Below are 15,609 nucleotides of genomic sequence, written 5' to 3'. Positions count from 1 at the left end.
GCGCGCCCGCAAGGACATGCTTCAGGACTTCAGGACGGATTGCGCGCCGCGCTGTTGTCCAGCTTGCCGAGCGTTTCCGGCACGACGAACGCGCCGACGAGGAAGATGATGCTGATGGCGCCGACAAAGATCGCGAGCGTCGACGGCAACTGGCTTGCGTCTTTCGCGACGAGCGAAACGAAGGTCGGCATCATCCCGCCGATGGCGAAGCCGATGTTCCACGAGAGACCGGTGCCGGTCGCGCGGATCGCGGTCGGGAAGCGCTCGTTCAGGAAGATCAGAATCGGCGCATATCCCGCGCTGCCGAGTGCGGAGAGCAGCACCGCGTAGACGCCGATCATCGTGATGCTCTGCGCCGTCGGCAACAACAGGAAAAGCCCCGGTAGCGCGACCAGCCGGATGAGGCCGATCCACACGAACGCGCTCTTGCGTCCGATGAACGTCGAGAGATGCCCCGCCGCGATCGATGCGATCACCACCGCGACGCTGCAGATCATCAGGATCGCGGCGGCCGCGCCGTTCGGCGCATGGCTCACGACCTTGAGGAACGTCGGCAGATAGCCTGAGGTGAGGTAATAGCCGCTGCCGCCGCCGATGGTGAGCAGCAGGTTCACGAACAGCACCCCGCGATACTCGCGCGAAAACAGCGTGCGGATGGGCGAGCGCACGACTTCGACCGGCGCGGTCTTGATCTGCGCAGCGGCCTTGGCCGCTTTCTCCGCCGCGAGCTTCTTCCAGAGCGGCGATTCTTCGAGGCTGTTGAAGACGAAGAGGCCGAGCACCGAACTCACGATGCCGGTGAAGAACATGCAGCGCCAGCCCCACGCATCGAAGAGTTCGCCCGGAAAGATGGACGACATCGCCAGATACGTGAGGGAGGCGAGCAACGCGCCGAGGCCCGCGCCGCCGCCGCCGATCAGGCCCGACACCGCGCCGCGATACTTCGGCGCGACCGATTCGGTGCCGATGGTATGCGTCGATGCCACGACGCCGCCGACGAACACGCCCTGCACGAGACGCAGCAGCAGGAACAGGATCGGCGCGACGAGGCCCGCCTGCGCGACGGTCGGCAGCACGCCGAACGCCGCCGTCGAGATGCCGACGCCGACCACCGCGAAGATCATCGCGCCCTTGCGGCCGTGGCGGTCCGCGTACGAGCCGAAGAGCGCGGAGCCGAGCGGACGCATGAGCAGCGTCACCGCGAACGACGCATACACCGCCGCGAGCGACAGCATCGCGTGTTCGGACGGGAAGAAGAGACGCCCGACCACCGGCGCGACGTATAACAACACGAAGAGGTCGAACAGATCGAGCGCCCAGCCCATGCACGAGGCCAGCACCGCGCCCATGATCTGCCGCTGATTCACCGGAAGCGCGGCGGCCCCGTCTTGTGCAGCTACGGACATGTGTATCTCCTAGTTTGTCACCGGGCCGTCTTTCGATCGCCCCGGTTTCGCAGGCACGTTTCTTATTGCGTGCTCTTGTCGAGGTTGAAAAAAATCGTTAGTGGGCGGCGGCGAGCGGCGGTGACCCCGAGACGTCGAGTTCCGCGCGTTCGCGCCGCGCCGCGACCATCGCGTCGGCGATCTTCTCGGCGATCATGATGGTCGGTATGTTCGTATTGGCCGATGGCAGCTTCGGCATCAGCGACGCATCCACCACGCGCAAGCCTCGCGCGCCATGCACGCGGCCTTGGCCGTCGGTGACGGCATCGCGGTCGTTTGCGCCGCCCATGCGGCAGGTGCCGCTCGCGTGCCATACGCCGAACACGTTCGCGCGGATGAAGTCCGCGAGCGCGCGGTCGTCGGCCAAAAGCGCGTTCATCTTCAGGCCGCGCGTGAAGAAGCGTTCGATCAACATCCGGCGCACGGGCGCGGGCGTGTCCAGCAGCAGCCCGAGCGCGGACGTGAGCAGCGCGTTGCCCTCGCCGACTCGGCTCAACGCCTTCACGCGCGGCGAAAACGCCGCCGGGAAGAAGTCGCGTGCATCGCGGCTCAGACCCGACGCTTCCACGATGCGCGCCAGCATCCGCACGCCCACGGCGAGCCGCGCTAGATCGCGTTCGTCGTCCAGCAGATTGAGATCGACGCGCGGCGCGGCGGCGGCATCGGCGGAAACGAGCTGCACGCGGCCACGCGAATACGGCCGGTTGCACCACAGAAAGAACAGCCCGAGCCGGTTGCCGAGCGCATGCCATGCGGCGCGCGTCGCGCTCGACAGATACAGGTCCGACTCGTCGCAGCCCGCGACGCCCGAACTGAGACGCGCGGCCATCATGCTGGCGCGGCGTCGCGCGAGCGGCATGCGAAAGCGCGGCTCGAGAAAATGACAGAACGTGAGCGACGGATGATCCTGCAGATTGCGTCCGACGCCCGGCAGATCCACCGCGCACGCGATGCCCAGCGCCGAAAGTTCGCCCGCATCGCCAATGCCGGCGCGCATCAACAGCGCCGGCGATTGCAGCGCGCCCGCGCTCACGACCACTTCGCCCGCATCGAAACGCAGGCGCTCCCCGTTCTCGGCCACCGCGATCACGCCGCGCGCCGTCGCGCCTTCCATCACGATGCGCTCGACGCGCAGCTTCGAATACACCGAGAGATTGGGGCGCTTGCGCGTGGCGTCGTCCAGATAGGCGATGGCCGTGGACACGCGCTTATCGTCCTCGTTCGAGAACGCGCCGGGAAAGAAGCCGTCGCCGAACTCGCCGTTCTGATCGTGCAACTCGGCGACGCCCTGCGCGCGCAAGCCCTTGCCGAACGCATGACAGAACGCCGGCCAGTCCTTCGGCATGATGCGGCGGATCGGCACCGGGCCGTCGCCGCCGTGCAGTTCGCCGCCGGGAAAGTCGAGGTCGCGCTCCAGCTTGCGGAAGTACGGCAGCACGTCGCGCCACGCCCAGCCCTCGGCGCCTGTCGCGGCCCAGTCGTCGTAATCACGCGGCAAGCCGCGATTGGCCGACTGCACGTTGATGCTCGACCCGCCGCCCATCACGCGGCCCTGCTCGTACACGCGCGGCGCGGCCTGCTTCGTGGCTTTCGCCTTCAGGTCCGGCCAGATGTACGTGTCGCCGCAGAACACCGGCATCGGATAGCTGTCGAGGATGGCCTCGGGAACCGCGCCCGGTGGCGTGTCCGCGCCCGCCTCGATCAGCGCGACGCGCAGCGACGGCAACGCCGACAGCCGATGCGCGAGCACGCATCCTGCCGAACCGCCGCCCACGATCACGTAATCGAAGCGTTCCATGTCGTCTTCCTCTCTCTGCGTGGGTCAGGAGCCGCGAAACACCGGCTTGCGCTTGCCGTGGAACGCTTCGACGCCTTCGCGGAAGTCGTCCGACGAGCGCAGGCGGCTATAGCAATGCCCTTCCAGTTCGATCGCGATGGAAAGCGGCGCGTCTTCCGAATCGTTCAGCAGCTTCTTCGCGGTGCGCTGGGCGAGCGGCGAGAACGCGCGCAGTTCGTCGACGAGCGCGTCCGTCGCGGCTTCGAGCTCGGCGTTCGGCACGCAGTCCACCGCGATGCCCCACTCGTACGCCTGCTTGCCGGGAATGCGGCGCGAGCGCATCACGATGTCCTTGGTCCGGCCGATGCCGACCATCGCCTGCAAGCGCGCCGAGCCGCCCGAGCCCGGAATCTGGCCGAGCTTCTGTTCGGGCAGCGCGTAGAAGGTCGTGTCGGTGACGATGCGGAAATCGCACGCGAGCGACAACTCGAAGCCCACGCCGAAGCAGAAGCCGCGATTGGCCGCGATCACCGGCTTCGAGCAGCGCGCGGGCGCCGCGATGTTCCATGCGAGCTTCGATACGTGTTCCGGCGATGCTTCGAGAAAGCCCTTGATGTCGCCGCCGCTCGAAAAGTGCTCGCCGTTCGCGCGCACGACGATCACGCGCACGCGCTCGTCGTCGTCGAGTGCTTCGAATGCGGCGCGCAACTGGTCGCGGGCGTGCATCGAAATGACGTTGAACGGCGGACGGTGCAGGATGATGTCGGCACGTTCGCGTTCGGCGTCGATCTCGACCGAGAAGCCGTCGAGCTCTTGCAGCAGCGTCTGGCCGCGATGATTCAGGTCAGTCATTCGAATTACTCCTTCGTGGTTTCTGTATGTTGTGCGGCCGGCGCAGTGTCGGGCACGTACTCGCCCGCCGAGAGCTTGCGGCGCAGGATCTTGCCGACCGGCGACTTCGGAATGTCATCGACGAACACGTAGTCGCGCGGGCGCTTGAAGTTGAGGAGGTCGGACTGGCGGCACCAGTCGTCGAGCCCTTCGGCATCGACATATTCGCGGCGCTTGATGAACGCGACCACGCGCTGGCCCCAGCGCTCGTCCTTCACGCCCGCGACCGCGACTTCATCGACGGCCGGATGCAGCGACAGCACCGACTCGATATCCACCGGCGAAATGTTCTCGCCGCCGCTGATGATCATGTCGTCCACGCGGCCGGTCACGTAGAGATCGCCGTCGGCGTCGAAATAGCCGGTGTCGCCGGTGAAGTACCAGCCGTCGCGCAGAGACTTCGCGTTCGCGTCCGGGCGATTCCAGTAGCCTTCGAATGCTTCGTCGCCGAGCAGGTCCGCGATGATCTGCCCTTCCTCCCCGACGGCCGCCGTCTGGTCGGGCGAGACGGCGTCGAGCTTCACCACGCGCAGCCGCGTGTTGATGCCCGCGCGCCCCGCGCTGCCCGGCTTCTTGGTCGCGTCCTGATCGATGCTGAACGTGTAGACCTCGGACGAGCCGTAGTGATTGACGAACAGCTCCGGCTCGAACGCGGCCGAGAGGCGCTTGAGCAGCCCGTCGTTCATCGGCGCGCCCGCGAAGCCGAGCTTTCTGACCGACGACGTATCCGTGCTCGCGAAACCGCTGTCGGCGAGCAGATCGTGATAGAGCGTCGGCACGAGATAAAGGCACGTCAGCCGATGCTGCGCGATGGATTCCAGCGCGAGCTTCGCGTTCCAGCGGCGCACGCAGACGAACACGCCATCGACGAGCGCCATCGCGAGCAGCGAGCGCACGCCCATCGTGTGATAGAGCGGCATCACGCCAAGCGTGCGTTCGCCGCGCCGGTACAGGTTCTGCGCAACGTGCGCGAGCGCGCCCGCGCGTTCGTGGCGGTGGCGGCGCGGCACGCCCTTCGGCTTGCCGGTGGTGCCGGACGTGTACAGGATCAGCGAGATGTCGTCGGCGGTGGCGTGTGCGCTGTCGTCGATGCGCCCGGCTGTGCAGTCGCCCGCGCATTCCGGCGTGTGCTCGGCGGTCAGCGCGTCGAACGTCAGCGTGCCGCCGGATACGTCATCGAGCCCGATGCGCGGCAGGTTCTGCGCCGACGCGCTCTGCATCACGGCATCGGCGGAAACGGGTTCGTAGACGATCGCCTTCACGCCCGCATCCGTCACGCAGTATTCGACTTCCTCCGGCTTCGCGCGCCAGTTGAGCGGCACGATCACGATGCCCGCGAACTGCCCCGCCCAATGCAGCGTCGCCATTTCCCAGCGGTTTTGCAGCACGACGAGCAGCCGGTCGCCGCGTCGCACGCCGAGCGCGCGCAGGCCATCGGCGACATTCAGGATCACGCGATGCCACGCCGCGTAGGTGAGTTCCAGGTCGCCGTCGACGAGCGCGAGCGCGTTCGGGCTGCGCTCGACGCTTTGCAGGAAAGTGCGGCCGAGATCAAGCATGTTCGGTCTCCTTCGTGTTTGCTTTTCCCTGACGGCGCGCGGCGACATCGAGCACGGCCGCGACGATCGGCGTATAGCCCGTGCAGCGGCAGATGTGGCCCGAGAGCATCTCGCGCACCTGTTCTTCCGTGGGGTCCGGCACGCGTTGCAGATAATCCGCGCACGACATCAGAATGCCCGCCGTGCAGAAGCCGCACTGCAGCGCGTGATGACGCTGAAACGCCTGCTGCAAGTCGCCGAGCGTCTGCTCCGGCGCGAGACCTTCGACGGTATCGATGCGCCGTCCGTCCGCCTGCACCGCGAGCATCAGGCACGACCGTGCCGCGATGCCGTCGACATGCACCGTGCATGCGCCGCAGACGCCATGCTCGCAGCCGACGTGCGTGCCCGTCGCGCCGAGTTCGTGCCGGATGAAATCCGACAGCAGTTCGCGCGGCTCGCAATAGCCGCTGCGTTCGCGGCCGTTGAGCGTCAGCGTGATGCGCTGCTGCTCGCCGTGCCGCATGATGTTGTCCGCCGTGTTGCTCACTTCGCCTCCTCGATCACGCGCCATCCCAATTGCCGGACCAGATTCCGGCGATACTTCGCGCTGATGTGCGCGTCGTCCTGCGCGTTCAGTTTCCAGCTCAGGTCGTTCAATGCGCCGCGCAGGTCGTCGCCTGTCAGACGGGGCCAGGTCTCGGCAACCGGCCGGTCCGCGACGCCACCTACCGCAATGCGGATCGCGTCGTCGGTCACGACCGCCGCGCACGCGACCACCGCGAAATCGCCGTGCCGCGCCGAGAACTCGGCAAACGCATGGCGCTCGCCGGGCTCTCTCAACGGAAAGCGCACGGCTTCCACCAGTTCGTCGGGCTCGCGCGCCGTCATGAGCATTCCCTGGAAGAAGTCCTGCGCGGCGAGCGTGCGGCGTTTCTTCTTCGAGCGCAGCATGACGTCGCCGCCGAGCGCGCTCAGCACGAGCGGCAATTCCGCGCTCGGATCGGCATGCGCGATGGAACCGCACACCGTCCCGCGATTGCGGATCTGAAAATGCGAGATGTTTGGAAACGCCATCGCGAGCAACGGCACTTCGTCGCGCAACGAGCGGCGCCACTCGACGCTGCCTTGCGTCGCCGCCGCGCTCACGACGAGATGCCCCGTTTTGTCGTCGACGCGCACGGCGTCCAGCTCGGCGGTGCGCGAGATATCGACGAGCACGCGCGGCTGCGCGAGCCGCATGTTGAGCACCGTCATCAGCGACTGCCCGCCCGCCAGCACGCGGGCGTCTTCGCCGTGTTGCGCGAGCGCGTCGAGCGCGTGTTGCGTCGTCATCGCGCGCAGATAATCGAACGGCGCGGGTTTCATGCATGCCTCCTGAAACGGCCGAGGAGCCGCGCGATCCATGATTCGCGCTGCGCCACCGGCTTGCCCGCCGCCTGCCGGCCGAGCGATTCGAACAATTGCCTGAGCACCACCTTCGCCGCGCCTTCGAGCATGCGTCCGCCGACCGCCGCAACCTTGCCCGAAACCTGCGCTTCATAGTCGTATGTGAGGCGCGTGCCGCTACCGTTCGGCGTCAGTTCGACGAGACCGTTGCCGCGCGCGCTGCCGAGCGGCGAGATGCCCGCGCCCGCGAGACGCAGGCGGCGCGGCGCGTCGATCTCCGACAAGCCGATGCGCGCTTCGAAACGCGCCTTGATCATGCCGACGCCCACGGTCACGTCCGCGCGATACTGGTTCGGTGCGGTCTCCTCCAGCGCGTGACAGCCGGGGATGACGTTGGCGAGCGCCTTCGGATCGAGCAGCACGGCGAACACCGCTTCGGGCGTCGCGGGCAAATCGACCGTGCCTTGCGCCGTCAATGCCTTGCCGCCGCCCGGCGTCGCGGGCTTCGTCGCGGCCGCTTCGCGGTACTCGGGGCGCGACGGTTCCGGATCGTCGATGCCGATCAGCGCCATCACCTTTTGCGGCGTGAGCGGCAGGCGAATGTCGTCGACGCCGAGCGCATCCGCCACCGCATTCGCGATGCACGGCGGCGTGCTCATGTTGTTGCCTTCGCCGAGCCCTTTCGCGCCGAGCGGCGTGAACGGCGACGGCGTTTCCAGATGCACGATCACCGGATCGGGCACTTCGCAGGTCGTCGGCATCAGATAGTCGGCGAGCGTGCCCGACTGGAAGCTGCCGTCCGCGCCGTAGCGGAACTCTTCCATCAGCGCCGCGCCGAGTCCTTGCGCGAACGCGCCGCGAATCTGGCCGTCCGCGAGCGCGGGATTCAGAAGCGTGCCGGCGTCGTGCGCGGTCACGTAGCGGTCGATACGCACGCGTCCCGTCGCGCGGTCCACCTCGACGGCGCACATGTCGAACGCGAAGCCGTACGCCGCCGACGTGTTGATGCGGTCCTCTTCATCAGGCGCGTCCATGTGCGGCGGCGACCAGAACACCGTCTCGCGCAGACCCGGCTCCTCGCCCTCGGGCAGGAGCGCGGGCGCCCAGTGCGGCGCATTGCTCGCCGCGCGCGCGAACGGCAGCGCGCGGTCTTCGGCATCTTTCGGGAAGATGCGCGCGCGCTCGAACCGAACGTCATCCACTGCGCAGCCGAACTGCTTCGCGAGAATGCGCGAGAGCTTGTCGCGCACGCGCGTCGCGGCGAGATGCACCGTGCCAGCGACCGCGCCTGCGAAGCGGCTCGAATAGTTGCCCGCCGCGACGGACCACGCGTCCTTGTGCGTGTCGAATTCCACGTTCACGACGATGTCCTTCGGGTCCAGCCCGAGCACATCCGCGACCACTTGCGCGCACACCGTCATGTGGCCCTGTCCCGCAGGCGTCGACGCGATCGTGACGACGACGCCGCCCAGCAGGTCCACGCTCACGGTCGCGCTGGCTATCGCGCCGTTCTTCGGGCCGGCCTTCTTGCGCGCGTCGGGCGGCATGACGGTCGTGATATAGCCCATGTTCGACACGGACGGCTCGACGATCGCGGCAAAGCCGATGCCGTAGAGACGCCCTTCCTTGCGAGCCGCGTCGCGCCGAGCGACGAGTTCTTCGTAGCCGCCCTGCACGTTCGAAAGGCGCAGCGCCTCCTGATAGTTGCCCGAATCGAGCAGCGCGCCTGCCGCCGCGCGATACGGAAACGCATCGGCGGGAACGAAGTTGCGGCGGTACACGTCGAGCACATCGAGCTTCAGTTCGATGGCGATGCGCTGAATCAGCCGCTCCAGCGCGAAATACACCTGCGGTCCGCCGAAGCCGCGCACGAGGCCGGTCGGCGTCTTGTTGGTCAGCACCACGCGGTTGCGCACGGCGAGGTTCGGAATCGCATACGCGCCGGTCAGACAGCCGTGCATCCGGTAGAAGGTCGCGGGCTCCGGCGCGCGCACGTAGCCGCCCACGTCTTCCAGTTGATCGTACGAGAGCGCGAGAATGCGGCCGTCGCTTTCCACGGCGGCTTCGAGGGTCGACAGTCGCGCGGTCGCGGACGTCGCGGCGCTCAGGTGTTCGAGCCGGTCCTCGACCCATTTCACTGGCGCGCCGGCCTTGCGCGAGGCGAGGCACATCAAGACGACATACGGAAACACCGCCTGCTTCACGCCGAAGCTGCCGCCTGAATCGCGCGGGGCCTTGTGGCGCAAGCGGTTCGCGGGAACGTTGAGGGCCATCGCCATCACGGCGTGCAGCGAGAACGGCCCCATGAAGTTCGACGTGACGTCGTAGCCTTCGTCGCCCGACAGGTATTCGGCAATCACGACGCCGCATTCGATCGGCGCGCACGTATTGCGCGGATAGTGCGCGACGAGTTTCACGCGATGCGGCGCGCGCTCGAACGCGGATTGCGGGTCGCCATAGCTGAAATGGCGGTCGCTGATCACGTTGGTGCCGACGCGTTCGTGCAGCACCGGCGAATCCTCTTGCACTGCTTGTTCGATGGACGTGACCGGATCGCGCAACGCGTACTCGACCTTGATGAGGTCCATCGCATCTTCGGCAATGGCGCGCGATTCCGCCATCACGACCGCGACCGGCTCGCCGACGTAGCGCACGCGATCCATCGCGAGCGCCCACTGCTCCATCGGCGACTTCACGCCGACCACGAACGGACGCGACCACGGACGCAAGTCGTCGCGCGTGAGAATGGCGCGCACGCCATGCAGTTTCGACGCGGCTTTGGTGTCGATGGACACGATGTCCGCATGTGCATGCGGCGAGCGCAGAATGGCGGCTTGCAGCGTGCCCGGCTTCACGGCGAGGTCGTCGCCGTAGCGGCCACGGCCCGTCAGAATCGCGGGGTCTTCGAAACGCGGCATCGGACGGCCGACGTGGCGTTCGGGCGCGGCGGCAACGTTCTCAGCGACGCGTGCGTTGATATCCGCGAAGCCTGTATCGCGCTGGTTCATGTCGTCACTCCTTGCTCTCGGCGCGGCTGCCGAATTCATCGGCAAGACCGCTCCAGCGGCGCGCGATCTCGCCGTGCTCGATGCCGAACAAATCCAGAATGCGCCCGACCGTGTGATCGACCACATCGTCGATGGTCTTCGGATGCGCGTAGAACGCGGGCACGGGCGGCATCACGATGGCGCCCATTTCGGTTGCGAGCGTCATGTTGCGCAGATGCGCGAGGTTGAGCGGCGTCTCGCGCGCGACCAGCACGAGGCGGCGGCGCTCTTTGAGCATGACGTCGGCGGCGCGCGTCAGCAGGTTGTCGGCGAAGCCGTTCGCAACCGCGGCAAGCGTCTTCATCGAACACGGCGCAATCACCATGCCGTCGCTCAGAAACGAACCGCTCGCCACCGCCGCGCCGATATCGCGCACGTTATGCACGACATCAGCGAGCGAATCGAGGTCGGCGCGCGTGAGGCCGAGTTCCTGCGCCGCCGTCACCGCGCCCGATGCCGAGACGATCAGATGCGTCTCGTGCGTGCCGAGCCGGCGAAGCGCGGCGATGAGACGCACGCCGATCACCGCGCCGCTCGCGCCCGAGATGCCGACGACGATGCGCTTCTTTCGCTCAGCCATGATCGCGCGCGAGGTAGGCGTCGAGCGCGCTGTTGTCATTTGCGACGAGCGCATCAAGATCGACCGTGTCTTGCCCCGGAATCCGCACGCGCGTGAAGACGTGCGCCGGATAGACGACCGGGCGCGTGGCGTCGAGACCCATCTTCGCGCTCACGCCTTGCAGATGCGCGGGTGCGTCTTCAGGCAGGCCGACCGTCGTCGAAGGATCGAGCGGCGAGCCTTGCGCGCCCGCTACCACCACGAGATCGCGGTCGGCCTGAAAGCGCGTGGCGATCGCCCATTCGATTTCGGCGGGATCGTGCACGTCCACATCCGTATCCACGACGACGACCTGCTTGATGTCGTAGTGCGCGCCGAACGCGCAGAGAATCACATTCTTCGCCTCGCCTTCGCGCTTCTTGTCGAACTGCACCCACAGGTGATAACGGCACACGCCGCCTACGGAAAGATGCACGTCCCTAACGGAAGGATGGCTGCGCTGAAGATGCGCGAGCAGCGTGGCTTCGCGCGGAATCGCGCCGAGCAGCAGATGCTCCATCTCGGCCGGCACGATCGTATGAAAAATCGGGTCGCGCCGATGCGTGACCGCCGTCACTTCGATGACTTCGCGCGATTCCTTTGCGCTGTAGTACTTCGGAAACTCGCCGAACGGGCCTTCCGGCTCGCGCACGTTCGGCAGAATGCGCCCTTCGATGATGATCTCCGCGAACGCCGGCACATGCACGCCGTTCGTCACGCACGACACGACCGGCAGCGGCGCGCCGTGCAGCGCGCCCGCGATCTCGAGCTCGTCGTGATCGATCGGCGTGATGGCTTGCGACGCGAGCATCGTCAGCGGATCGACGCCGATGGCGACCGCCACGTCGAGCGCATCGCCCGCTTCTTCGGCGGCGCGCTGGAATGCGTACAGATGGCGCGGCAGCAGCAGAATCGCCATGCGGTCGCGGCCGTGCACCTGAATGCGGTTGATGGAGACGTTCTGCACGCCCGTGCGCGGATTGCGCGCGATCACGAGACCCGCCGTGATGTAGGGGCCGTTGTCGTGCTCGCTGTGCGTGGGAATCGGCAAGAGCGCGTGCAAGTCGATGCCGTTCGTATGCACCACTTGCTGGCACGGCGCGTCGTCACGCTCGATCACTTTCGACGCGAGCGGCGCCGCGGCCGCAGCGGAAAATCGCGCGAGCAGTCCGGCTTCTTCGACGCCCATCGCTTCGGCGATCCATGCGCGCTTCGCCATGAAGCCGCTCACGACCGGCACTGAATGTCCGCCCGGACGCGTGAAGAAGGCCGCCTGCGTGCCGTCGAGCCGCTTGGCGATGGCCGCGAGTTCATGTTCGAGCGCGACGGGCTTGTCGATGGTCGCGACACGTCCAGTCTTCGCGAGATGCGCGAGCCAGTCGCGCAGCGAGAGCGAGCCCGCATCGGCGCCCTGGCGGCCCCATGCAAATTTGGAAATGCCGTTCGTTGCGGCATCGCGTGAGTTCATTGGTGTCTCCATCCGTTGCCTGCCGTTGACTGGAAATGCCGCAGCAAGCGCATGGTTGAAGCGTAGCGAGATCACTCCATAAGTTCTAATACTGTTTTCTGATGCGCCGGATCATCGGGTCTTATATCGGTGTTAGCCCCGATGACAGCGTTCTTACAGTTACGTATCAATAGATGCCTTTCACACGCCGCCCAGTCGGGCGCTGCTTCGCGCGATGCACTCAGGCCGCGTTTGACGCATAGTGATAACTCGACGCAGGCCTATTAGCGTTGCTGATGAGGATGGGATCAGATGGACCTCAAGCAAATCCAGTACTTCATCGCGCTCTTCGAAGACGGATCGGTCACGCGCGCGGCTAAACGGCTCAACATCGTGCAGCCCGCGTTGAGCATGCAGATCGCCAAGCTCGAAGACGAACTGCATCAGCAACTCTTCGAACGTGGCGCGCACGGCATGGCGCCGACCGCGGCGGGACGGCTCATGTATCGCCTCTTTCTACCGATCATGCGCGACCTCGCGCACGCGCGGCAGCAACTCGTGCAGCGCGATGAAGTCGTGACGGGGCACGTGGGCATCGGCCTGATCGCGTCGGTCACGGAGAGCGTGCTCGCCGACTCGCTCTCGCGTTTTCATGCGCGTTATCCGGATGTCGAAGTGACCGTCGCCGATGGCTACAGCGCGACGTTCATCGACTGGGTGGCGGGCGGCCAACTGGATGCGGCGATCATCAACAAGCCGCGCGCGCGTCTTTCGCTCGATTCGCGCCCGCTGCTGGACGAAGAGATGGTGCTCGCGACGAGCGCCGTGCACGGCCCCGACTTGCCGCACGCGATCGAACTGGCGCAGTTGCCCGAACTCGAACTCGTGCTGCCGACCAAGCGCCACGGTCTGCGCGGCGTGCTCGACAGCGCCGCGCAACATGAAGACGTGCTGCTCGCGCCGCGCTTTGAGATCGACGTGCTCTCCACTATTCTCAAGCTCGTCGAGCACACGCGCTTTGCGACGATTCTTCCGCGCATCGTGGTGGAACGCGCCGCGCGGCACGGCACCTTGCGCGCGTGCCCGATTCTCGCGCCGCGCATCGTGCGCCATATCGTGTGCGTGAGTCATCCGCGCCGGCCGTTGAGCGCGGCAGCCGAGGCGTTGATCGCGATCATCGGCGACGAACTGCACCAAGCATTGAATACTTCGGTGTCCGATACACTAACCGAATGAAGGAACGAACACGATGAACGCATTGCACTGGATCGGCGGCGAATGGACCGGCACGCCCACGCTCGACAGCATCGACCCCGCGACGGGCGAAGCCATCGGCCAATACGCCGACGGCGGCGCGCACGAAGCGGACGCCGCCATCGCCGCCGCGCGCCATGTGTTCGACCGCACGACGTGGGCGCAGGACGCGCGCTTGCGCCAGGACGTGCTGCTCGCGTGGGCCACGGCGCTCGAACAGCAGCGCGATTCGCTCGCGACGCTGCTCACGCGCGAGAACGGCAAGCCGATTGCGCAATCGCGCGGCGAGATCGCGGGCGCTATATCAGAGGTGCGCTATTACGCGGGGCTCGCGCGGCATATCGCGGGTCACGTGCTCGAACCGGAACCGGGCACCCTCTCCACGATGCTGCGCGAAGCCGCTGGCGTCGCGGCGATCATCGTGCCGTGGAACGCGCCGGCCGTGCTGCTCGTGCGCTCGCTCGCGCCCGCGCTCGCGGCAGGCTGCACGGCGGTCGTGAAGCCGGCCTCGCAGACGTCGCTCGTCACGGCCGCGATGCTACGCTGCTTCGAGCACACCGCGTTGCCCAAGGGCGCTGTCAATCTCGTGAACGAACAGGCGCACGCCGCCAGTCAGCGGCTCGCGGATTCGCACGGCGTGGACGTGGTGAGCTTCACGGGATCGACCGCGACGGGCAAGAAGATCATGGCCGCAGCGGCGGACAGTATGAAGAAGCTCTCGCTCGAACTCGGCGGCAAGTCGTGCTGCCTGGTGTTCGACGATGCCGACATCGCCGCGATCGCGCCGCGTCTCGCGCGCGCCGCAACCATCATCTCCGGTCAGCAATGCACGGCCGCGCGTCGCGTGCTGGTGCATGCGTCGCGCGCGGCCGACATGCGCGAGCATCTCGCGGGCGCGCTCGCCGCGCTGAACGTGGGGCCCGGCATCGATCCGGCGACGGATATCGGCGCGCTCATCGATGCGCCCACGCGCGATTCGGTGGACCGCACCATCGAACGCGCATGCGACGTGGCGGATCGCGTGCTGTTGCGCGGCGCACGCTCCGGTCACGCGTTTCTTTCGCCGACGCTCGTCGAGCACGGCGACCCGAAGGCGTTCTTCTGCCAGGACGAGATCTTCGGGCCGTTCGTCACGCTGGAAGTGTTCGAGAGCGAGCAGGAAGCGCTCGCGAAGGCCAATGACACGGTCTTCGGCCTGTCAGCGAGCGTGTGGACGCAAGACGGCCCGCGCGCCTTTCGCATGGCGCGTGCACTGCGCAACGGCACGGTCTGGATCAACGACCACAACAAGCTCTTCGCGGAAGCGGAAACCGGCGGCTACCGGCAAAGCGGCCTCGGGCGTCTGCATGGCTACGACGCGCTCGCCGACTTCACCGAGATCAAGCATATCTGCATGCCGTCCGGTGTCGCGGAAGGCATTGCTCCGTTGCGCTGACACGCTACGAAAGCGATCGGCGTTCGCGCGCCTGCGCCTTCGTCATCCATGCGACGCAGACGGCCATGAACGCCAGCAGAATCAACGACGCCCACAGGCGGCTCATCGCGAGACCGCCCTGCGCGACTGGTTTGTCGAAGAAGTCGCCGAGCGTCGCGCCGAGCGGCCGCGTCAGGACGAACGCCGCCCAGAACAACAGCGTGCGGGACAGCGCGGTCCAGAAGTACAGCGCCGCGACGCACGCGAGCAGTCCGCCGAACAGGAGCGCGCCGCCTTCGTACCCGAGCGCGAGGCCGCCGCGGTCGTCACCTGCGATCCAGTCACCGAGGGCCGTGCCGAGCGTTTGCGAAAAGAGGATCGTCACCCAATAGAACCATTCGACGCGCGGCGTGTTCACGGTGTCCACCGACACGCTGCCTTCCACGCGATACCACACCGCGAGGCTCAACACCAGGCATGCGGAGACGATCGCCACGCCGCCCGGATAGCCGAGGCCGAGCGAACGGTCGGCGAAGTCGGCGAGCGTGGTGCCGAGCGTCGTCGTCGCGACGATGGTGGCCCAGTAGAGAATCGGGTGAAAGCCGCGCGCCTTCACCTGCGCCGTCACGAACCCGACGAACAACAACGCGAAGATCGCCGAGCCGATCAGATAGCCGAGATTGAGCGACATGGACACCCAATCGCCGCCCGTTTCGCCGAGTGTCGTCGCGGCAATCTTCACGATCCAGAAGAAGAGCGTGATGTGTGGAACTTTGGATTCACTTTTCATTAGGACACCTTCCTGTTTC

At 66.6% G+C, this 15,609-nt stretch carries 12 protein-coding genes; 2 read left to right on the top strand and 10 right to left on the bottom strand.

Features of this window, described 5'->3' with window-relative positions; translation table 11 throughout:
• Positions 1 to 29: 29 nt before the first annotated feature.
• The 9 genes from NCR34_RS22555 to NCR34_RS22515 form a co-directional block, all read right to left on the bottom strand.
• Positions 30 to 1,406, bottom strand: a complete 1,377-nt coding sequence (locus NCR34_RS22555; protein WP_248323554.1) for an MFS transporter — start codon at positions 1,404 to 1,406, stop codon at positions 30 to 32.
• 97 nt (positions 1,407 to 1,503) lie between these two features.
• Positions 1,504 to 3,243, bottom strand: a complete 1,740-nt coding sequence (locus NCR34_RS22550) for a GMC family oxidoreductase (RefSeq protein ID WP_248323555.1) — start codon at positions 3,241 to 3,243, stop codon at positions 1,504 to 1,506.
• A gap of 24 nt (positions 3,244 to 3,267) precedes the next feature.
• The gene (locus NCR34_RS22545; RefSeq protein ID WP_175943563.1) at positions 3,268 to 4,074 is read right to left on the bottom strand and encodes an enoyl-CoA hydratase/isomerase family protein; all 807 of its coding nucleotides are present in this window, start codon (positions 4,072 to 4,074) and stop codon (positions 3,268 to 3,270) included.
• 5 nt (positions 4,075 to 4,079) lie between these two features.
• Positions 4,080 to 5,672, bottom strand: coding sequence for an AMP-binding protein (locus tag NCR34_RS22540; RefSeq protein WP_250501073.1), 1,593 nt, complete (start codon positions 5,670 to 5,672; stop codon positions 4,080 to 4,082).
• Positions 5,665 to 6,225 carry a (2Fe-2S)-binding protein gene (locus tag NCR34_RS22535; RefSeq protein WP_250501072.1) on the bottom strand — a complete coding sequence of 187 codons (561 nt, stop codon included), beginning with the start codon at positions 6,223 to 6,225 and terminating at the stop codon, positions 5,665 to 5,667. The genes NCR34_RS22540 and NCR34_RS22535 overlap by 8 nt, the downstream gene beginning before the upstream one ends.
• Positions 6,198 to 7,019, bottom strand: coding sequence for an FAD binding domain-containing protein (locus NCR34_RS22530; protein WP_250501071.1), 822 nt, complete (start codon positions 7,017 to 7,019; stop codon positions 6,198 to 6,200). Before NCR34_RS22530 ends, NCR34_RS22535 begins: the two co-directional genes overlap by 28 nt.
• Positions 7,016 to 10,048 carry a xanthine dehydrogenase family protein molybdopterin-binding subunit gene (locus NCR34_RS22525; RefSeq protein ID WP_248323559.1) on the bottom strand — a complete coding sequence of 1,011 codons (3,033 nt, stop codon included), beginning with the start codon at positions 10,046 to 10,048 and terminating at the stop codon, positions 7,016 to 7,018. Before NCR34_RS22525 ends, NCR34_RS22530 begins: the two co-directional genes overlap by 4 nt.
• Positions 10,049 to 10,052: 4 nt before the next feature.
• Positions 10,053 to 10,667 (bottom strand): UbiX family flavin prenyltransferase, encoded by a 615-nt coding sequence (locus tag NCR34_RS22520; protein WP_206470480.1) that lies wholly within the window; start codon positions 10,665 to 10,667, stop codon positions 10,053 to 10,055.
• Positions 10,660 to 12,153 carry a UbiD family decarboxylase gene (locus NCR34_RS22515; RefSeq protein ID WP_250501070.1) on the bottom strand — a complete coding sequence of 498 codons (1,494 nt, stop codon included), beginning with the start codon at positions 12,151 to 12,153 and terminating at the stop codon, positions 10,660 to 10,662. Before NCR34_RS22515 ends, NCR34_RS22520 begins: the two co-directional genes overlap by 8 nt.
• Positions 12,154 to 12,444: 291 nt before the next feature.
• Here NCR34_RS22515 and NCR34_RS22510 point away from each other — a divergent pair, with 291 nt between their 5' ends.
• Both NCR34_RS22510 and NCR34_RS22505 read left to right on the top strand, forming a co-directional pair.
• The gene (locus NCR34_RS22510) at positions 12,445 to 13,368 is read left to right on the top strand and encodes a LysR family transcriptional regulator (protein ID WP_250501069.1); all 924 of its coding nucleotides are present in this window, start codon (positions 12,445 to 12,447) and stop codon (positions 13,366 to 13,368) included.
• 13 nt (positions 13,369 to 13,381) lie between these two features.
• Positions 13,382 to 14,821 (top strand): aldehyde dehydrogenase family protein, encoded by a 1,440-nt coding sequence (locus tag NCR34_RS22505; protein ID WP_248323562.1) that lies wholly within the window; start codon positions 13,382 to 13,384, stop codon positions 14,819 to 14,821.
• A gap of 4 nt (positions 14,822 to 14,825) precedes the next feature.
• On the opposite strand, the gene NCR34_RS22500 is transcribed toward NCR34_RS22505, so the two are convergent.
• Positions 14,826 to 15,590: a COG4705 family protein gene (locus NCR34_RS22500; RefSeq protein ID WP_250501068.1), complete on the bottom strand. Its 765-nt coding sequence runs from the start codon at positions 15,588 to 15,590 to the stop codon at positions 14,826 to 14,828.
• Between the last annotated feature and the right edge of the window lie 19 nt (positions 15,591 to 15,609).

The sequence above is a fragment of the Caballeronia sp. GAWG1-5s-s genome, from assembly GCF_023631445.1.
Taxonomy (GTDB): Bacteria; Pseudomonadota; Gammaproteobacteria; order Burkholderiales; family Burkholderiaceae; genus Caballeronia.
The sequence above is the reverse complement of the archived record's forward strand: the minus strand, read 5'-3'. Positions and strand labels throughout refer to the sequence as shown.

Excerpts from the sequence above, each read along its gene's own strand:
- NCR34_RS22555 (WP_248323554.1), bottom strand. The coding sequence starts at position 1,406 with ATGTCCGTAGCTGCACAAGACGGGGCCGCCGCGCTTCCGGTGAATCAG.
- NCR34_RS22550 (WP_248323555.1), bottom strand. The coding sequence starts at position 3,243 with ATGGAACGCTTCGATTACGTGATCGTGGGCGGCGGTTCGGCAGGATGC.
- NCR34_RS22545 (WP_175943563.1), bottom strand. The coding sequence starts at position 4,074 with ATGACTGACCTGAATCATCGCGGCCAGACGCTGCTGCAAGAGCTCGAC.
- NCR34_RS22540 (WP_250501073.1), bottom strand. The coding sequence starts at position 5,672 with ATGCTTGATCTCGGCCGCACTTTCCTGCAAAGCGTCGAGCGCAGCCCG.
- NCR34_RS22535 (WP_250501072.1), bottom strand. The coding sequence starts at position 6,225 with ATGGCGCGTGATCGAGGAGGCGAAGTGAGCAACACGGCGGACAACATC.
- NCR34_RS22530 (WP_250501071.1), bottom strand. The coding sequence starts at position 7,019 with ATGAAACCCGCGCCGTTCGATTATCTGCGCGCGATGACGACGCAACAC.
- NCR34_RS22525 (WP_248323559.1), bottom strand. The coding sequence starts at position 10,048 with ATGAACCAGCGCGATACAGGCTTCGCGGATATCAACGCACGCGTCGCT.
- NCR34_RS22520 (WP_206470480.1), bottom strand. The coding sequence starts at position 10,667 with ATGGCTGAGCGAAAGAAGCGCATCGTCGTCGGCATCTCGGGCGCGAGC.
- NCR34_RS22515 (WP_250501070.1), bottom strand. The coding sequence starts at position 12,153 with ATGAACTCACGCGATGCCGCAACGAACGGCATTTCCAAATTTGCATGG.
- NCR34_RS22510 (WP_250501069.1), top strand. The coding sequence starts at position 12,445 with ATGGACCTCAAGCAAATCCAGTACTTCATCGCGCTCTTCGAAGACGGA.
- NCR34_RS22505 (WP_248323562.1), top strand. The coding sequence starts at position 13,382 with ATGAACGCATTGCACTGGATCGGCGGCGAATGGACCGGCACGCCCACG.
- NCR34_RS22500 (WP_250501068.1), bottom strand. The coding sequence starts at position 15,590 with ATGAAAAGTGAATCCAAAGTTCCACACATCACGCTCTTCTTCTGGATC.